This is a genomic window from Cloacibacterium sp. TD35, from assembly GCF_028864635.1.
In the GTDB taxonomy this organism is placed as follows: Bacteria; Bacteroidota; Bacteroidia; order Flavobacteriales; family Weeksellaceae; genus Cloacibacterium.
Window position 1 is genome coordinate 209,059 of sequence record NZ_CP104850.1, and the last position, 18,163, is coordinate 227,221.

At 33.7% G+C, this 18,163-nt stretch carries 13 protein-coding genes; 5 read left to right on the plus strand and 8 right to left on the minus strand.

Features of this window, described 5'->3' with window-relative positions:
• Positions 1–43 precede the first annotated feature (43 nt).
• Together N7277_RS00910 and N7277_RS00915 are read right to left on the minus strand one after the other, a co-directional pair.
• Positions 44–2,413: a TonB-dependent receptor gene (locus N7277_RS00910; protein ID WP_274779911.1), complete on the minus strand. Its 2,370-nt coding sequence runs from the start codon at positions 2,411–2,413 to the stop codon at positions 44–46.
• Positions 2,414–2,492: 79 nt separating this feature from the next.
• Positions 2,493–2,846 carry a hypothetical protein gene (locus tag N7277_RS00915; protein WP_274779912.1) on the minus strand — a complete coding sequence of 118 codons (354 nt, stop codon included), beginning with the start codon at positions 2,844–2,846 and terminating at the stop codon, positions 2,493–2,495.
• A gap of 110 nt (positions 2,847–2,956) precedes the next feature.
• On the opposite strand from N7277_RS00915, the gene pfkA reads away from it, so the two are divergent.
• Both pfkA and gap read left to right on the plus strand, forming a co-directional pair.
• Entirely contained in the window at positions 2,957–3,943 is a 987-nt protein-coding gene (pfkA, locus tag N7277_RS00920; protein ID WP_274779913.1) for a 6-phosphofructokinase, read from the plus strand.
• 28 nt (positions 3,944–3,971) lie between these two features.
• Complete coding sequence (gene gap / locus N7277_RS00925; RefSeq protein ID WP_104794269.1) at positions 3,972–4,976, plus strand: type I glyceraldehyde-3-phosphate dehydrogenase; 1,005 nt, start codon at positions 3,972–3,974, stop codon at positions 4,974–4,976.
• A gap of 126 nt (positions 4,977–5,102) precedes the next feature.
• Here the strand turns inward: gap and N7277_RS00930 are convergent, their stop codons facing one another.
• From N7277_RS00930 to queD, 4 genes are all read right to left on the minus strand, one after another.
• Complete coding sequence (locus N7277_RS00930) at positions 5,103–7,292, minus strand: chitobiase/beta-hexosaminidase C-terminal domain-containing protein (RefSeq protein WP_274779914.1); 2,190 nt, start codon at positions 7,290–7,292, stop codon at positions 5,103–5,105.
• Between the two features lie 205 nt (positions 7,293–7,497).
• Entirely contained in the window at positions 7,498–8,532 is a 1,035-nt protein-coding gene (locus N7277_RS00935) for a LuxE/PaaK family acyltransferase (protein WP_274779915.1), read from the minus strand.
• Between the two features lie 10 nt (positions 8,533–8,542).
• A complete protein-coding gene (locus N7277_RS00940; RefSeq protein ID WP_274779916.1) occupies positions 8,543–9,313 on the minus strand; it encodes a UDP-2,3-diacylglucosamine diphosphatase in 771 nt (256 codons plus the stop codon).
• A 103-nt stretch (positions 9,314–9,416) separates the two neighbouring features.
• Complete coding sequence (gene queD / locus N7277_RS00945) at positions 9,417–9,863, minus strand: 6-carboxytetrahydropterin synthase QueD (protein ID WP_104794264.1); 447 nt, start codon at positions 9,861–9,863, stop codon at positions 9,417–9,419.
• Between the two features lie 89 nt (positions 9,864–9,952).
• On the opposite strand from queD, the gene N7277_RS00950 reads away from it, so the two are divergent.
• Positions 9,953–10,843: a hypothetical protein gene (locus N7277_RS00950; protein ID WP_274779917.1), complete on the plus strand. Its 891-nt coding sequence runs from the start codon at positions 9,953–9,955 to the stop codon at positions 10,841–10,843.
• 59 nt (positions 10,844–10,902) lie between these two features.
• The gene (locus N7277_RS00955) at positions 10,903–13,314 is read left to right on the plus strand and encodes a glycoside hydrolase family 31 protein (RefSeq protein ID WP_274779918.1); all 2,412 of its coding nucleotides are present in this window, start codon (positions 10,903–10,905) and stop codon (positions 13,312–13,314) included.
• A gap of 187 nt (positions 13,315–13,501) precedes the next feature.
• Here the strand turns inward: N7277_RS00955 and aceA are convergent, their stop codons facing one another.
• Together aceA and aceB are read right to left on the minus strand one after the other, a co-directional pair.
• Positions 13,502–14,779, minus strand: coding sequence for an isocitrate lyase (gene aceA / locus N7277_RS00960; RefSeq protein ID WP_446715115.1), 1,278 nt, complete (start codon positions 14,777–14,779; stop codon positions 13,502–13,504).
• A gap of 35 nt (positions 14,780–14,814) precedes the next feature.
• Positions 14,815–16,386 (minus strand): malate synthase A, encoded by a 1,572-nt coding sequence (gene aceB, locus N7277_RS00965; protein WP_274779919.1) that lies wholly within the window; start codon positions 16,384–16,386, stop codon positions 14,815–14,817.
• Between the two features lie 227 nt (positions 16,387–16,613).
• Here aceB and N7277_RS00970 point away from each other — a divergent pair, with 227 nt between their 5' ends.
• Entirely contained in the window at positions 16,614–18,089 is a 1,476-nt protein-coding gene (locus N7277_RS00970; RefSeq protein ID WP_274779920.1) for a helix-turn-helix domain-containing protein, read from the plus strand.
• Positions 18,090–18,163 lie beyond the last annotated feature (74 nt).

The following is an 18,163-nucleotide window of genomic DNA, read 5'->3' on the forward strand; positions in this document are numbered from 1 at the left end:
ACAGTGAATTTTATAATCTCAAGAAAGTAATTTTCTTAGATTTTTAGAAATTCATCATCAGTTTCACACTGAAATTTCTTCCCATATTGTAAACACCTATTCTGCCTGTTGTTGGATTTTCAGGAGCATATTTTAATCTGCTCAAATGGTTTTGATACGCTACATCTGTTAAATTTTCTCCGCTAATAAAAATATTGAAAAAGTCTTTTTTGCCAAAAGCTTTAACGTCTGCACCAATTCCAACACTCAAAAGTGTGTAACTAGGAGTAGCTGTTTCGGTATCAAAAGCACTGTAAATATCATTTTGTTTGAAATAATGGTCTACCGAAAATTTAGCATAAAAATCAGAAAAAGTATTATTCACCTTCTCGAAATTAGTTTTAATTTCTCCACGATATTTTGGTGCTGGAATAAATGGCAAGAACTTTTCGTTTTCTGGACGATTGTTCTGCGTAGCTCTTACATAAGAAAATGAGTTTTCTACATGCAACCAATCAAATGGATGCGGGTGAAAATCTAAGAAAATCTCTCCACCGAAAAGCTGAGCGTTTCCTTGGGTAAATTTAAATGCAGGAACTGGATCATTTGGGTCTACAATCACATCATTTCCGTTTGCATCTTGCATTTTTTCAGTATAAATATAATTAGAAATGAAGTTTACAAACGGCGTAAACTCAAAACTAATGTGGTCTGAATTCAAGAAATAAGCCGCATCAATCTGGTGACTGATTTCGGATTTCAGGTTGATGTCACCAATTTCGTATCTGAAAGTTCCTTCGTGAATTCCGTTAGAAGAAAGTTCTGCAATATTCGGCGCTCTGAAACCTCTAGAAAGATTTAATTTAAAAGTAGATTGCTTGTCTAATTGGTAAGACAAGCCTAAACTACCAGAGATTCCGCTGTAATTTTTATTAAATTTAGCAAATTTCACTTCAGCATCTTCCAACATTTCTTGAGCATCTACATTTCTATTGTCAAATCTCAATCCTCCCGCTAAAGTTAGATTTTTGTTAAAAGTTTTTTGTGTAAAAACAAACGCTCCTGCATCGAAAAATTGATAATCAGGAATGAGCGCTTCTACTCCTTTGTTGGTATTCGATTGCTGCATACCTCCAATTCCGAAAGAAGTTTCCCAATTATTGGTTTCTTTCAAGTTATATCTTACGTTATAGTTGAAGGTATTTAAATCGAAGAACAATTCTTTTTCATCAGGATTAGTTGCGTCTGCAAATTCTTTTCTTTTATTGTTTTGAAAGGCAAAATCAGCATTAATGGTTCCGTTTTTCAATAAAAAATAATTGTTTGAAGTTAATCTCAAATGATTAATTTCTTGGTGCGGAAATCCTACTTTATATCCTTTATAATCTTCATCAGTAGCGGTAACATCATCGCCATTGCTATTGATGAACGTGAATTTTCCATCAGCATCTCTTTCTCCTTCTACAATATTCAAAGTGGTATTATATGAACTCACATTGAAATAAGAATGCCCCCAGTTTTTATTGATTCCTAGCATTAAGTTGCCGTCAAATTCTTTGAAACCAGAGTTCAGTACTTTTCCGTCATACTTGTTTTCATAATTTCCTGCCAATTTGTTGGTGAATCTCCCTTCCCAAACGAAGCCCTTTTTGTTTCCTTTATTCGAAAAAGAAGTCGCAATTAAATTGTTATTCGTCTGATAATTGGTAATCAATTGATTTTCGATTTTACCATTTGCAGCCACTTTTGGAGAAATAAAATTCAGTACCCCCGCAATTCCGTCTGAACCATACATTAAACTTCCCGGACCTTTTACAATTTCTACTTTCCCCACGGAAAATTCATCAATTTCTATTCCGTGTTCGCCTCCCCATTGTTGACCTTCTTGCTTAATTCCATCTACCAAAGTGATGACTCTGTTATATCCTAAACCTCTGATTACTGGTTTAGAAATCGCCGCTCCAGAGGTAATTTGATTGACTCCTGGAATATTTTTTAACCCATCAATTAAATTGGTGGATGAGTTTTGGTTGATGATATTTTTATCTACAGATTTAATGACTACTGGAATCTTTTTCAGTTCCGAAGCTCTTGTTACGGCTGTTACCACCACCTCATCTATTTCTTTGGCCGATTTTTGAAGAGAGAAATCAGAAACAGCTTCTTGGTTTACTTCTATTGAAACCAATAATGAAGTATAGTTATCACTAGTAATTTCTACGAAATATTTTCCAGATTTTAGATTTTGGAAAAAATAATTACCATTTTGGTCTGAAACGGTACTGGTTTTAAGGTCTACCAGATAAACAGAAGCATTTTTTACAGGCTCTTGAGTATCAAAATCAGTGATTTTTCCACTTAATTTATATTGGGCCATCACCAATTGTGTTGCAAAAAACAATGCAACAAGAAAATATATTTTTTTGATTAACATTTAGATTAATTTTTGTTAAAATTGAAATAATAATAGTATATGCGAACTTCTAAAAATAGCATCGCAACTCGTAAAATTTCTAAATGAAAACTGGTGGAGCCCGTAATGAAAAGAATACTACTTTTTCTGTAGGTACAGTAAAGTGATATTGGAAATTTTTTGGTATAAATTTTTTAGAAATAATGAACTGAAAATTTGACTCGGCATCTAAAATTCCTATCCCAGCATTAAAAAAGTGTGAAGAGAAACAATCATCTACTCCACCAAAATTTACAATTTTTCCAGAGACTGGTGTCTTGCTAAAAGACAGTAAATCTTCTTTGAAATTATTGGTATGAGTATGAAAAAAGCCCGAAAACACTACAGCAAACAGATATACACTTGCGAAAAGTGACGCCAGAAATCTCCTGTTAGAATGTAGTTTTTTGTTCATTTTTGCAAAAATAGCAATATTTTATTAATAGCCAAAAAATCAAATATGACCAAAAACATGGTACCCCGTTTTGTATTATTTTGTAAATTTGCATGTCAAATTAAAACACTATGGGTAACGCAAGTTTGAAAAAAATCGCGGTGCTTACTTCGGGTGGAGACGCACCGGGAATGAATGCAGCAATTAGAGCAGTGGTAAGAACTGCTAATTACCATAAAATAGAATGTGTAGGAGTAAGAGGAGGTTACTCTGGTCTTATAGAAGGTAATTTTACCAAAATGGGACCTCGTTCTGTAAGCAATATCATCAATTTAGGAGGAACAATCCTTCGTTCGGCTCGTTCTAAAGAATTCAGAACCGAAGAAGGTAGACAAAAAGCTTTCGAGCAATGCCAGAAAAATGGTATTGACGCATTAGTATGTATTGGTGGGGATGGTACATTTACAGGAGCTAAAATTTTTGCAGAAGAATTTGGCGTAAAAGTAATTGGTGTTCCAGGAACCATTGACAATGACATCTTCGGTACAGACTTTACCATCGGGTATGATACTGCGTTGAATACTGCAATGGAAGCCATTGACAAAATTAGAGATACCGCTACTTCTCACAATAGAGTATTTTTCATCGAAGTAATGGGAAGAGATGCTGGTTTTATTGCTTTAAACAGTGGTATAGCTTCTGGAGCATTAGACATTCTTATTCCTGAGAAGAAAGATAGTTTAGAAGACCTATTTGACACGTTTGAAAAAGCTCAAAAAAGAGGAAAAACTTCTAGTATTGTAATTGTAGCTGAAGGCGATAGACTAGCGTCTACTTATGAATTAGCCGAACAGACTAAAGTAAGATTCCCAGATTATGATATTAGAGTTTCTATTCTAGGACACATCCAGAGAGGCGGCGCACCTAGCTGTGCAGATAGAGTATTGGCAAGCAGAATGGGATACGGAGCTGTAGTGGGACTTATGAAAGGATTAACGAATGTAATGGCAGGAATTAGATCTAATGATTTAGTTTTTACGCCAATAGAAGATGCTATTAAAAAGCATAATGAAATCAATCAAGATTTACTCCAGATTGCAGAAATCTTGGCAATGTAACTTAATTAAACAACTAAAAACAAAAAATATGTCAACAATCAAAGTAGGAATCAACGGATTCGGTAGAATTGGAAGTCTAGTTTTCAATGCAATGTTAGAAAGAGATAACATTGAAATCGTAGGGATTAATGACCTTATCAATGCAGAATACATGGCTTACATGATGAAGTATGATTCTGTTCACGGCAAATTTAATGGCGAAGTAAGAGTAGAAGGAAATAATTTAGTAGTAAACGGAAAAACAATCAGAATCACTTCTGAAAGAGACCCTAATAATTTAAAATGGAATGAAGTAGGTGCAGATTATATCGTAGAATCTACAGGACTTTTCTTAGATAAAGGTACAGCTTCTGCTCACATTAATGCAGGTGCTAAAAAAGTAGTTCTTTCTGCTCCATCTAAGGATGACACTCCAATGTTCGTAATGGGAGTAAACCACAAAGAATTACCTGCTGATTTACAAATTTTCTCTAACGCTTCTTGTACTACTAACTGTCTTGCTCCTTTAGCAAAAGTAGTTCACGAAAACTTCGGTATCGTAGAAGGTCTTATGACAACTGTACACGCTACTACAGCTACTCAAAGAACGGTAGATGGTCCATCTATGAAAGACTGGAGAGGTGGTAGAAGTGCATTATTAAACATTATCCCTTCTTCTACTGGTGCTGCTAAAGCTGTAGGTAAAGTAATTCCTTCATTAAACGGAAAATTAACGGGTATGTCTTTCAGAGTACCAACTGCTGACGTTTCTGTAGTAGACTTAACTGTAAGATTAGAAAAAGCTACTTCTTACGAAGAAATTTGCGCTGCTATGAAAGCTGCTTCTGAAGGAGAATTAAAAGGAATTCTTGGTTACACTGAAGATTTAGTAGTTTCTCAAGATTTCGTAGGAGATAAGAGAACTTCTATCTTTGATAAAGACGCTGGTATTATGTTATCACCAAACTTCGTAAAATTAGTTTCTTGGTATGATAACGAAACTGGTTACTCTAACAAGTTAACAGATTTATTATTACACTCTGCTTCTTTATAATTAGCAAGAAATAATATCAAACATAAAAACCTTCAGAATGTTTCTGAAGGTTTTTTTATGACAATATTTTTCAAAAATAAAAAAGCCACTCGGAAAGAGTGGCTTTTTAAATTGATGTTCTAATATCTATTTGATAATCACTTTCGAGACAGACATTCCTTGATCTGATTTCAGTATCAGTAAATAGTTACCACTTTGTAAATTGTTGACAAAAATCGTTTCGTCGCCTGAATTAGAATTTACTTTTTGAGTTTTAAGCATTTTACCGCTCAAATCATAAAGATAAAGATTACCGCCTTTTGCATTAGAGTATCTTATATGAATCACTCCATTTAAAGCAGGATTTTGTAAAACCTCTAAGGTTACCTTTTTAGCGTTCAAAGCTAAATCATCAGTAGATAAATTCACTTGTTTGACAAATAAAGAATTAGTTGCATCCCATTCATACCAAGAATCCTGAGTTACATTAACAATATCACCTGTTTGAGTCTGTCCTAAAGTACCAGTAGCATTCCCGTCTCTAAACAAGAAACTCACTTGAATGATGCTTGGAAAAGTATACTTAAACCATCCTGGATTATTTACGTCTGCTGTCATATCAATGGGTGTATTCCAGTTTGCAGCAGGAAGAGCATTGGTTGGAGAATAATTCCAATAATGGATTTTTGGCAAAGGCCAATTTGGATTTGTTGTTGGTGGTTTAAATCTTACTACAATATCTTTTGGTGTTTCAAAAGTATAAGTTTTTTCTATAACGCCTGAACTTAACCCTAAATTATCAAAAGCCACTGCTTTAATAGTTGTATTAGAATTTACTGTAAAAGAAGAAGTATAAATTGGCGATGAAGATGTAGGTTCTGAACCATCTGTGGTGTATCTAATTGTAGGAGCATTTCCACTATCATCAGTAGCAGTAATACTAACGCTAACATTAGTTCCAGCTAAATATTTACTACTAGAAGGAGCAAGAGTTATGGTTGGAGCAACATTTATTGCTATTTTAGTCCAAACAGCATAGTCCGTACCCGAAGCAGAAAGAATCCAACCTGTTCCTAAAGAAGGTGTCCATCCATAAGGCCCTATTTTAACCGCAACTACTGGCTCGGTATCCGATGCATTTTTTTTAATATATGCAGCATACAAGCCTGCTTCCGCCTTGTCAATTGTAACATTACTATAAGCATTAATACCTGTAGTTTTTCTTATTGCCATTAACAAGTTAATGGCTGTAGCATAACCAGACCCGTAACTTCTAGTAACTCCATCTTTAGAATAACTACCACCATAATAATGTGGGGCAAAAACACTTGGTATACCCGGATGGGTAAGAATATAAGCATAAGCTTTCGGAATATTAGTCCCCAAAAAAGATGAATCATGCACAAAAGTATCATGGTTATCTACGAAGGTTACCGCTTTTTCGCTGAATCCATATTGACCTGCTAAACCAGCCATGCTTCCTGACCAATTTAGTGATGCATAATTATTAGAAGCAATTTGTTTTCCATTAGTAACCATAACTCCAGAAAGAGTATAATATAAAGAAAAGTCAAAGGCGCCAGAGATTGTTGCTCCACCAGCATAAGTTCCATTAATCCAAGTTTTTAGAGCATTTACATCACTATCCCAAAATTCACCTACAGAGTAATATGGTTTACTATCATTGATATAGTTTCCAAAATATGATGCAGAAAAACCTTTAGCTACATCCCATCTCCATCCTTTGAAGCCTAATCCTTTTAACCTTGTTAAAAACTCTTTATACCCATTTTGTACTGTTAAGTTGGTATGATCCATATCCCTTGAACCTCCAAATTCCATTCCTGTATCTAGTGCACCAGAAGGTCTACAACCTACATAAGAAGCACTCGCTGCATCATCATTACTACAGATGGTTTCACAACCCCATGCTGGATTGGTAAAGTCTACCCACCCAGTAGTTCCACTTCTGTGATTAGCTACAACGTCTGCAATAGGATAAAGCCCTCTCGCATTCATATTAGTTAACATTTTTCTCAATTGTGCTTCAGATCCCCAAGTAGTTTGAGAAAAATTATACAATTCTGTAGGGAAATAACCCACTCCTCCAGTAGAAGCACTTGGTGGCGGTAGCCAAATCATATCAAATCCCATCGCTTTTAAATTACCTGCTCTAGAATTATAATATTGATAAAAACTACCCTCACTTGTTATTCTTGATTGTGAATACTCATCCCATCCAAAGGACTGAAGCATAATATCATCTATATAATCTTGCGATTTCACTGAGATTACAGATAATAATAGCACTACTAATAAGGTAAACCTATGTTTCATTTCGTTTGATTTTCAAAAGGTAAAGATATATAAAAGAAATCTTTTTTAGTGGCATTTTTTTATGACTTTTTTAATTTCTCTTGAGAATTATTAGACGTAGTATTCACTATTACAAGATACTTCATTGTGATATAATACATCACAACTCAATGTTTATTTTCTAAGAAGTTAAAGTAGGTTCTTCAACTATAGTCAAAGTAGAATTTTATGAAACCAATAAACTACAACCGCGAATATCAGAATGGTCAATTCTTCCTAGAACCTGAAAAGCATTTTTCCCATTCAGATTATAGCGAGCACCCTCAAAATCATTTACAATTTTGCCCAAATCTTGTGTCGCAATAAAACTGCAAGAATGTCTATTCGCTAAGTCTATAATATTAATGGCGCCAGTTCTCCCTGATTCCATATAAGAAAATGGATCTTCGGTATTTCTGATGAGAACTCGCATACAGTTCGGCGTTTCATATACATTTTCTCCTAAAGAATATGCCTGAGAAAGCAGTTCTGTCATAGAATATTCAGAGAAAATTTTATCTGTCCCGAAACCTTTTTGTAGAATTTTCAAAAGTTCATCTTTGGTCATTTCCTCTTTTCTGCCTTTCATTCCACCCGTTTCTATCACTGTGAGAAATTCAGAATGAATTGAAACAGATTCTTCACTTCGTTCAGAATGACAGTAGTCTAAGAAATCTAATAAGGCAAAAGAAACCCCAAAAAGAATAACGTTTTTATTTTCTTGACCTAATTTTTGTAAAAGTTCAAACAATTCTTGGTGATTATAGAGAAAATACCCGTTTTCTAGCTTTGCTGATTTTTTCATCAAAAAATCTACCATATAGATCAATGAAGAATGCGGATTTTCTGAATAATTAGGAAGAAGACCTAAGAAAATATAGTCTTCTGGCTTGCCAATAAACTGTTCAAAACTCTTATAAATACTTTCTTCGTAAAGGTTAAAATCTGCAATATAATGTTTTGAACGAGTCTGAATTTGCGTAGTTCCCGAACTTTGAAAATAATCTTCAGTTTTAAAATTCTTGTCTAAGACCAAATGATTTTTAAACATTTCAATTGGTAAAAAAGGAATATCTTTTATTTCTTTAATTTCCGAAGGATTTTTACCTAAAAAATCTACAAATTTTCGGTAAACTTCTACATTTTCGTACTGATAAAGAAATGTTTCCAAACATGCTGCTTGGAAATCTGCTTCAGATTTTATGTTGAAAATGTTTTTCAAAACTTACTCCTTATTTATATTCTAAAACTTTAAATTCTTCTCCATCAAAAACACCATACGTAAAATACGAAATCCAGTCACCTAGATTTACGTGTTTTGCTTCTTTTCCATCGACTTTCAAATCTAAAATCATAGGCAAATGACGATGACCATAAACGAAGTAATCTAAATTTTCAGACTTCAATTTTTCTTTAGAATAAATGATGAGAAATTCTTTGTCCTCGCCTAAAAACTTCATGTCTTCTACTCCACTAATCATCTTATTTTTGGTAGAAAAATAAATCGCAACTTTCATCGCAATATCAGGATGAAGCCACTTAAAAAACCATTGCGCAATAGGATTAGTAAAGAGTTTTTTCATTCTCTTGTAACCTTTATCACCTGGTCCAAGTCCATCACCATGAGCTAAAAGAAAGTTTTTCCCAGAAACTTCATAATATTGCTTTTCAAAAAAAACAGGAATCCCAATTTCTTCTTCCAGATAATCTTTCATCCACAAATCATGGTTACCCACGAAGAAATAAATGTCAATTCCACTGTCTTTCAATTCTGCTAATTTCCCTAAAATTCTTACATAACCCTTCGGAACTACATATTTCCATTCGTGCCAAAAATCAAACAAATCGCCCATTAAAAAAAGCACTTGTGCATCTTGTTTTATTTCGTCTAACCATGCTAAAAATTTAGCTTCTCTTGGCTTACTCAACTCAGGAGTTGGCGCACCAAAATGCTGATCAGAAGCAAAGTAGATTTTTTTATTAGGCTGTAATTCGATTTTCATTTTTTTATCTAAGATTAAAATCTTAGGGTAAAATATTTTTCGTCGCTCTGCGACTTCATTAATAATTCTATTTTTTGGCTCTTTTAACTTTTTTCTTGGCTCTTTAAGAATTCTCTTCCGCAAACCATTCTCCGTAAGAATTTTCGGTTTCGTGGAGTTTCAGATACGCCAATTGAACGTGAGAAGGCAATTTATTCTTAATTTTTTCGGCAATTTCGTAGAGCATATTTTCGCAAGTCGGTTGGTAATTGCACTCAATTACTTTATGTCCTTTTTGCGCCAAATCTTCTCCCAATTCTTTATGTGGCGTCAATGCATTCAATAAAACAGCATGATCCCAAACATCTACAATTTCCTCTTTTACAATTTTTTTGATATCTCCGAAATCCACCACCATTCCGTTTTTCACGTTATTGATGTCATTAATTGGAGTTCCTTTTACGGTCACAAAAAGTTTGTAAGAATGTCCGTGCATATTTTTGCATTTGCCGTCATAGTTATACAAAACATGCGCCGTCTCGAAGGTGAAAATTTTAGTAATGCGTATCATGGTGCAAAGATAATTAGAAATTTAATACCTTTTGTAACTTATAATACATGTCAAATTTCCTTACCTTTATGCATATAAAATTGACAACCATGAAACTTTTTTTTAAAACATTCTTCTTTCTCATATCAATTCATTGCTTTGGAAGCCCACAAATCCCTGATTACATCATTTATAAAAAAGACACGATTCCTACTTACAATTTGATTGTAGAAAACTATTTACAAAGTTTAAATCCAAATGAAGATAAGTTATTTGGTTTAAGTTTTAGAAACACAACAGAAGGATTGGGAACAAGCCTAAATTGTTGGAGAGGCTACCAAGCAATTTATGAAGTAGAAAATGACAGTTTATTTGTAAAGCATATTATTTCATGTTTTGAATTAAAAGATAATAAAAAAATAAACCTCGTCGCATCACAAGAGAGAATGAATAAAATTTTTGGTAAAAAAGTAAAAAACGGAAAAGTCTTTATTGATTGGTATTCTGGAATTATAAATTTTCCACTAAAAATTAAAAAAAATAAAATGTTAAGATGGGATGGTGTTTTCTATAGAATTTATGAAAATGAAAATATTCTGGTTTTTTCTGACGGACTTCTTAAAAAATACGACATTGTAAATAATTATGAAAAAGTTCCGAATGGAATATATAGAAAAGATAAAACTAAATTATCAGATATTATTTTCAAAAAACTAAAAAAAATAAAATGGAAAGGAGATTGCTCTGAAAAATTTTTAGTCACCATAAACGAAAAAGGGAAAATATCTAAAATTATAATGCAAGACTATAAAACAGATAAGGAAATTGATGAGGCTTTTGATAGAAATGAATACAACTATTGTATAAATACCATGCTTGAAGCATTGAAAAACTTACAATTTGACATTATAAAAAATAAAGGAATTCCAATTTCTGAAGATGTCTATTTAGAAATTTGGCTAGATTCAGATACTGGAAAACTTGAAAACTGGACAGATTAAAAATCATAGAAATTTAAATTTCCTTACCTTTACGCTAACAAATTTTAATGCTTTAGGAAATGAATAACGTTTTCAAGTTTTTGTTGCTTTTCTTAGCAGCAAATCTTTTCGCACAAAACAATCAAAGATTTTTTCAAAAAATTAAATTTAAAAATAACACCGCCGAAATTTCTGTCAATGATGGATTATATCAAGTGAAATTCTACACTCCAGAAATGGTAGAAACGGCATTTATTCCTAAAAACCAAACGATTACAGAAAATTCTCACGCTGTAATTCTTGCTCCACAATCTGTAAAATACAATTTCAGAGAAACCAGAGGTTTTGCATGGATTGAAACATCTGGAATTACCGTAAAAATTCAAAAAGTACCTTTTCAAATTTCATATTATAAAGATGATGAACTCTTGATTTCCGAAAAAAACGGTTACGGAACGTATGAAAATGGCGAAATCAATAATCATCCACAAAATTTTGAAACGTTGAATTTTAATATAACACCAGACGAAATTTTATTTGGAGCTGGTTCTAGAGCTCTTGGAATGAACAGACGAGGAAACAGATTAATGCTCTACAATCGTGCTCAATATGGTTTTGAAACTCACGCTCCATTGCTCAATTTCTCGATGCCCATCGTAGTTTCGAGTAAAAAATATTTACTGCATTTTGATAATTCACCAATTGGTTACCTAGATTTGGACAGCAAAAAAGACAATTCTCTCACTTACGAAACGGTTTCTGGAAGAAAAGTTTACCAAGTGATTTCAGGAAATTCTTGGGACGATTTGGTTAAAAATTATACGGATTTAACAGGAAAACAACCGATGCTTCCAAGATGGAGTTTAGGAAATTTTTCGAGCAGATTTGGATATCATACACAGCAACAAACTTTAGAAACGATTGAGAAATTCAGAGCCGAAAAAATTCCGGTTGATGCCATTATTTTAGATTTATATTGGTTCGGAAAATCTATTCAAGGAACGCTCGGAAATTTTGCTTGGGACAAAGATAATTTCCCAAAACCTCAACAAATGATTGACGATTTGCGAAAAAACAACGTAGAAACCATTCTCATCACCGAACCTTTCGTGGTGAATACTTCTTCGCGTTATCAAGAAGCTCTTGACAAAGAAATTTTGGCAAAAAACAATGAGGGAAAAGCATTTATGTACGATTTTTATTTCGGGCACACTGGTTTGATTGACATTTACAGCCAAAAAGGAAATTCTTGGTTCAAAAATATTTACAAAGACTTATTAAATCAAGGCGTTACAGGAATTTGGGGAGATTTAGGTGAGCCAGAAGTTCATCCTTCTACCATTCTTCACGGAAACGGTAAAAACGGCGACCAAGTTCACAATATTTACGGAATGGATTGGGCGAAATTGGTCAAAGAAAGTTTTGCAGAAACTTCACCAAATGCTCGTCCGTTTATTTTGATGAGAGCTGGTTATTCTGGTGCTCAAAGAAATGGCCTCGTTCCTTGGAGTGGCGACGTTTCTAGAAGTTGGGGCGGTTTGCAAAGTCAGCCTGATATTGCACTACAAATGGGACTTCAAGGAATAGCTTTTATGCACAGTGATTTGGGAGGTTTTGCAGGAAAAAATGAAGACGATGAATTGTATGCTCGTTGGTTGCAATACGGCGTTTTCAACCCAATTTACAGACCTCACGCTGATGAAAATGTACCAAGCGAACCAATTTACAGAAGCGAAAAAGCAAAAAATTTAGCCAAAAAAGCGATTGAATTGCGTTACGCTTTGCTTCCTTACAATTACAATTTAGTTTTCGAAAATCACAAAAACGGAACTCCGTTAATGAGACCTTTATTTTTTGAAGAACCAGAAAATCAAAAATTGTACACGTATAATACCGCTTATTTTTGGGGCAAAGATTTCTTAATTTCTCCGATTTTAAATAAAGGACAAAAAGAACAAAGCATTTATTTTCCTAAAAATTCTGATTGGGTAAATTTCTATACTGATGAAAAAATTTCTGGCGGAACTACTCAGACTTTTGCCACGGAAGAAGATAAAATCCCAACTTTTGTAAGAGCAGGAAGCATCATTCCGATAGCGAAACCGATGCAATCTACCAAAGAATATGATGGAAATTCTTTGATTTTGCATTATTATTTTGACGAAAAAGTAAAAGAAACCGAACTGAAATTGTATAATGACGATGGTTTACAAAACGAAGCCTACGAAATAGGACAATTTGAACTCATGGAATTCGAAGCCAAACCCAATGGAAAAAACATCACTTTTGAGTTAGAAAATGAAGTGGGCGCAAATTTTTCTGCAAAATCTAAAAGTATAGAACTCATTATTCACCATGTTTCTAAAAATCCAAATTATGTAAAAGCAGGTTGTAAAAAATTAGAATACACTTATGATTCTGAGAAGAAAACATTGAAAGTAAATTTAGTTTGGGATTCTGCTAAAGAAAGTAAAGTGAAAATAAAACTATAATTACAAAATCGCCTCGCAAAATTGCGAGGCGATTTTTTCAACAAATTAAAAACTATGGACTCTTAGTTTGTTAAGAGTGACAAATGGAAATGAATTATGAATAAATCATTTTTTATTTTCTAAAATTTAAGAATCCTTTTAAACTATATTCTTACTTTTTACTTGAGTCTTTTTACTTGGCTCTTGATTAATGGAATTGCTCCGCTTCCGTAGAACCAGCTAAAGCTGTAGTAGAAACATTTCCAGAAGTAACAGTGGTTTGAACTGCATCAAAATAACCTGTTCCCACGAAACTTTGGTGTTTCACTGCACGGAAACCTTTAGCCTGTAAAGCAAATTCTCTTTCCTGTAATTCGCTGTAACCAGCCATTCCTCTTTCTTTATAAGCCAACGCCAATTCGAACATCGCAGTATTCAATGCGTGGAAACCTGCCAAAGTGATAAATTGGAATTTGTATCCCATTTTCGCTAATTCTTCGCGGAATGTTTCCATTTCAGGAACCGTCAATTTCGCTGCCCAATTGAAAGAAGGTGAACAGTTGTAAGCCAACATTTTACCAGGGAATTTTGCTTGAATTCCTTCTGCAAATTTTCTCGCATATTCCAAATCAGGATTAGAAGTTTCCATCCAAATTAAATCAGCATAAGGCGCATAAGAAAGTCCTCTATCAATACCTTGTTCTACTCCACAATTCACTTGGAAGAAACCTTCAGAAGTCCTTGCACCAGTAACGAATTTTTTATCTCTATCATCAATATCAGAAGTCAATAAATCTGCTGCATCAGCATCTGTTCTTGCCACTAAAACAGTAGGAACTCCGCAAACATCTGCTGCTAATCTTGCTGCAATCAATTTATTAATCGCTTCTTGAGTAGGAACCAAAACCTTTCCACCAAGGTGACCGCATTTTTTTGCAGAAGACAATTGATCTTCGAAGTGAACACCAGCTGCACCAGCTTCTATCATTTGTTTCATCAGTTCAAAAGCATTTAGATTCCCCCCGAAACCAGCTTCTGCATCTGCAACGATTGGAACCAAATAATCTTTTTCACCACCTCCATTTACAGACTGAATTTGGTCTGCTCTCAAAAGTGCATTATTGATTTTTTTCACAACTGCTGGAACTGAATTCGCAGGATAAAGCGATTGGTCAGGATACATTTCTCCAGAAAGATTCGCATCTGCAGCAACTTGCCAACCAGAAAGATAAATAGCTTCTAAACCTGCGTCCACTTCTTGAACCGCTTGATTTCCCGTTAAAGCTCCTAATCCGGCTACAAAATCTTGATTATTTAGCTTTTCCCAAAGCAACTCTGACATTTGTGTAGCGATGGTATAATCTAGCTTGTATTTTCCTCTTAGTTTTAAAACTTCTTCAGCCGAATAAGGCCTTGTAATTCCGCTCCATCTTGGATTTTCTCTCCATTCTTTTTCGAGCGCTTGGATTTGTTCTTGTCTGTTCATGATATTTTGGGTTTGTTTGTTAAATTTTAGGGCTCTTAAATAAACGGATACGCTTTTAAGGTTAAAAAGTCCTCGAAATTTTCATCGAAAACCAACTCATTAAAGAGTTTTGTTGCCAAATCAAATTTTCCCTTTTCGTAACGATTTTCGCCTACATATTTTTTGATATTTTCGAGTTCTTCTTTCTCAAATTCCAGAACCATTTCTTGGGTCAATGTTCTTCCATCATTTAGTTTTGCTTTATTTTTCAGCCATTGCCAAATTTGAGTTCTAGAAATTTCCGCAGTTGCAGCATCTTCCATTAAATTATACAATGCAGCAGCTCCAGTTCCCATGAGCCAAGATTCTATATAAAGAATTCCTACGTTAATATTTTTTCTCACGCCTTTTTCGGTGATTTCCCCTTTTGGAACTTCTAATAAATCTGCCTCTGTAATATGATAATCTTCGTGTTTTTCAGAAATTTGATTTGGAGTAGGCATAAATTCATCAAAAATTTGCTTCGCAACAGGAACCAAACCAGGATGTGCTACCCAAGTTCCATCGTGCCCGTTTTTCACTTCACGTTCTTTGTCTGCTCTAACTTTTGCATATGCCAATTCGTTTTCTTCTTCATTATTTTTTACGGGAATTTGCGCTGCCATTCCTCCCATTGCATGAACTCCTCGTTTATGACAAACCTGAATCACTCGTTTTGAATAGGCACTCATAAAAGGAGAAGTCATGGTCACTTGATCTCTATCTGGAAATAAAAATTCCTTATGATTTCTAAATTTTTTGATGTAAGAGAAAATGTAATCCCATCTTCCACAATTGAGTCCAGAACTATGTTCTTTGAGTTCGTATAAAATTTCATCGAGCTGAAAAGAAGCAGTAATGGTTTCTATAAGAACTGTGGCCTTAATTGTGCCTTGTGAAATACCTAAATAATTTTGTGAGAAATTGAAGATCTCATTCCACCATTGTGCTTCTTTATAGTGCTCTAATTTTGGTAAATAAAAGTAGGGACCGCTTCCGTTTTCTAATAATTTCTTCGCATTTCTGAAAAAATAAATCCCGAAATCTATAAGAGAACCAGAAGCTTTTTCTCCGTTTATCATTATATTTTTTTCGTCTAAATGTAACCCACGAGGTCTTACCAAAAGTACCGCCAATTTTTCGCCCAATTGGTATGCTTTTCCTTCTTCGTTTAAAAAATCTATGGTTCTATTGATAGCATCAGAAAGATTAATCTGTCCTTCCATGCAATTTTCCCAAGTTGGCGAATTAGAATCCTCAAAATCTGCCATAAAAGTAGACGCTCCAGAATTTAAGGCATTGATAATCATTTTTCTATCAACCGGACCAGTTATTTCTACACGTCTGTCTTGTAAATCTTTTGGCAATCTGCTGCACACCCAATTTTCTTCTCTAATTCCTAAAGTTTCTTCTGGGAATTTAGGAAAAATGCCTTCATCTATTTTTTGTTGCACCATTTTCCTTGCAGACAATAATTCTAATCTGTTTTGATTAAAATTTTTATGCAAGTGAATTAAAAATTTCACCAGTTCTTCCGAAAAAATTTCGGGATAATGATGAGCGGATGTGATTTTAAAATTAGACTCCATAGTATATTTTGTTGTGGGTTTCAAAAAAATGTGGTTATTAGTTTTATTTGAAACGAAATGAATAGATTTTGAATTTGTTCTTTTGCAAATATAAAAAATATTTTCACTTACAGCGAACGTTCGCTAAATTTTTAATAAAAATTATTATGCGAAAAATCGCTTATAATTCTTATCTTTGAATTTTAAAGGGTTTTTACCTCTTATTTAGATTCAATAAAAATTTTATAATGAACAGCGAAAGTGATTTTATCAAAACCGTTTTTGGTTTAAAACTGAGACAACAGAGACAAAAAAGAAATTGGTCACTGCAAGATTTGGCAGACAAAACCAAACTTTCAAAATCTTATCTTAATGAAATAGAAAACGGAAAAAAATATCCTAAACATGATAAAATCATTCAGTTAGCTGATGTACTGAATTGCAAATTTGACGATTTAGTCTCTACCAAACTGGACAAAAACCTTGCTCCTTTTAGTGAAATTTTACAAAGCGATTTCTTCAAAGAAATTCCGCTAGAACTTTTTGGAATCAATAAAAATACACTCATTAATATCATCAGTGAAGCTCCTAAAAAAGTAACTGCATTTATCAACACTTTGATTGAAATTTCCCAAAATTACAATCTCGGAAAAGAGCGTTTTTACTTCGCTGTGGTCAGAAGTTTTCAAGAATTATACGACAATCATTTTCCAGATATTGAAGAAAAAGCCAAAAATTTCGCTGATGAAAATCAATTAAAGCTCGGAAAAAACATTGATATTAAACATTTAGAAAAAATTCTACTTGATGTTTTCGATTATGAAATAAAATCCGAAGATTTTGAGCAATATGGAACTTTAAATCATCTTCGTTCGCTTTACGTTCCTGAAAAAAAATTATTGATTCTCAATCGTTTACTTGATGAGAATCAAAAAACCTTCATTCTTGCTAAAGAAATTGGCTTTCAAGTTTTAGAACTCAATCCAAGACCAAATACTTATTCCTGGTTAGACTTCACCAGTTTCGAAGAATTATTGAGTAATTTCTACGCTTCATATTTTGCAGGTTGTATTCTGATACCAAAAGATGAATTGATCGAAAAAACAGAAGAATTCTTTGACGAACCAGACTTTGATTCTCAAAAATTCGATGAATTAATTGCCCATTTCACCAATTCTCCTGAGACTTTTTATTATCGCTTAACCAATTTACTTTCAGCCGAATTCGGGATAAAAGATTTATTTTATTTGTGTTTCGTCAAAAAGAAAAACACTGACAAGGTGCAAATTCTGAAAGAATTACACTTGAATCAACAACAAGCTCCTCACGGAAACGCTACCAACGAACATTACTGCAGACGCTGGGTTGCAATTAAAAATTTAAAAGAATTGCAAGAAAATGAAACCGCAACTTCTGCACAAATTTCTCATTACAAAGATTCTGGATTGAGCTATCTGGTAATTTCTACTTCGCACAGAAACCCATTTTCAGACGGAACCAACAGAAGTTACTGCTTGGGAATTTTACTGAATTCTAATTCCTTGAAAAAAATAAAATTTGCAAAAAACGACAGCATTAAATCTGAAGACGTAGGCGTTACTTGCGAAACATGCAGCATCTCTGACTGCGAAGTAAGAAAAGCACCACCAACCCGATTAGAAAAAGAACACTTCAACGAAAGCATGAAAAAAGCGATTGCTAAAATCAGAAAAGAAGTGCTCTAAATTTTAACATTTTTTGCGGATAACTTTAGACAAAATCTATTGAAATTTTATTTTGCGCGAACTATCTTTGACCT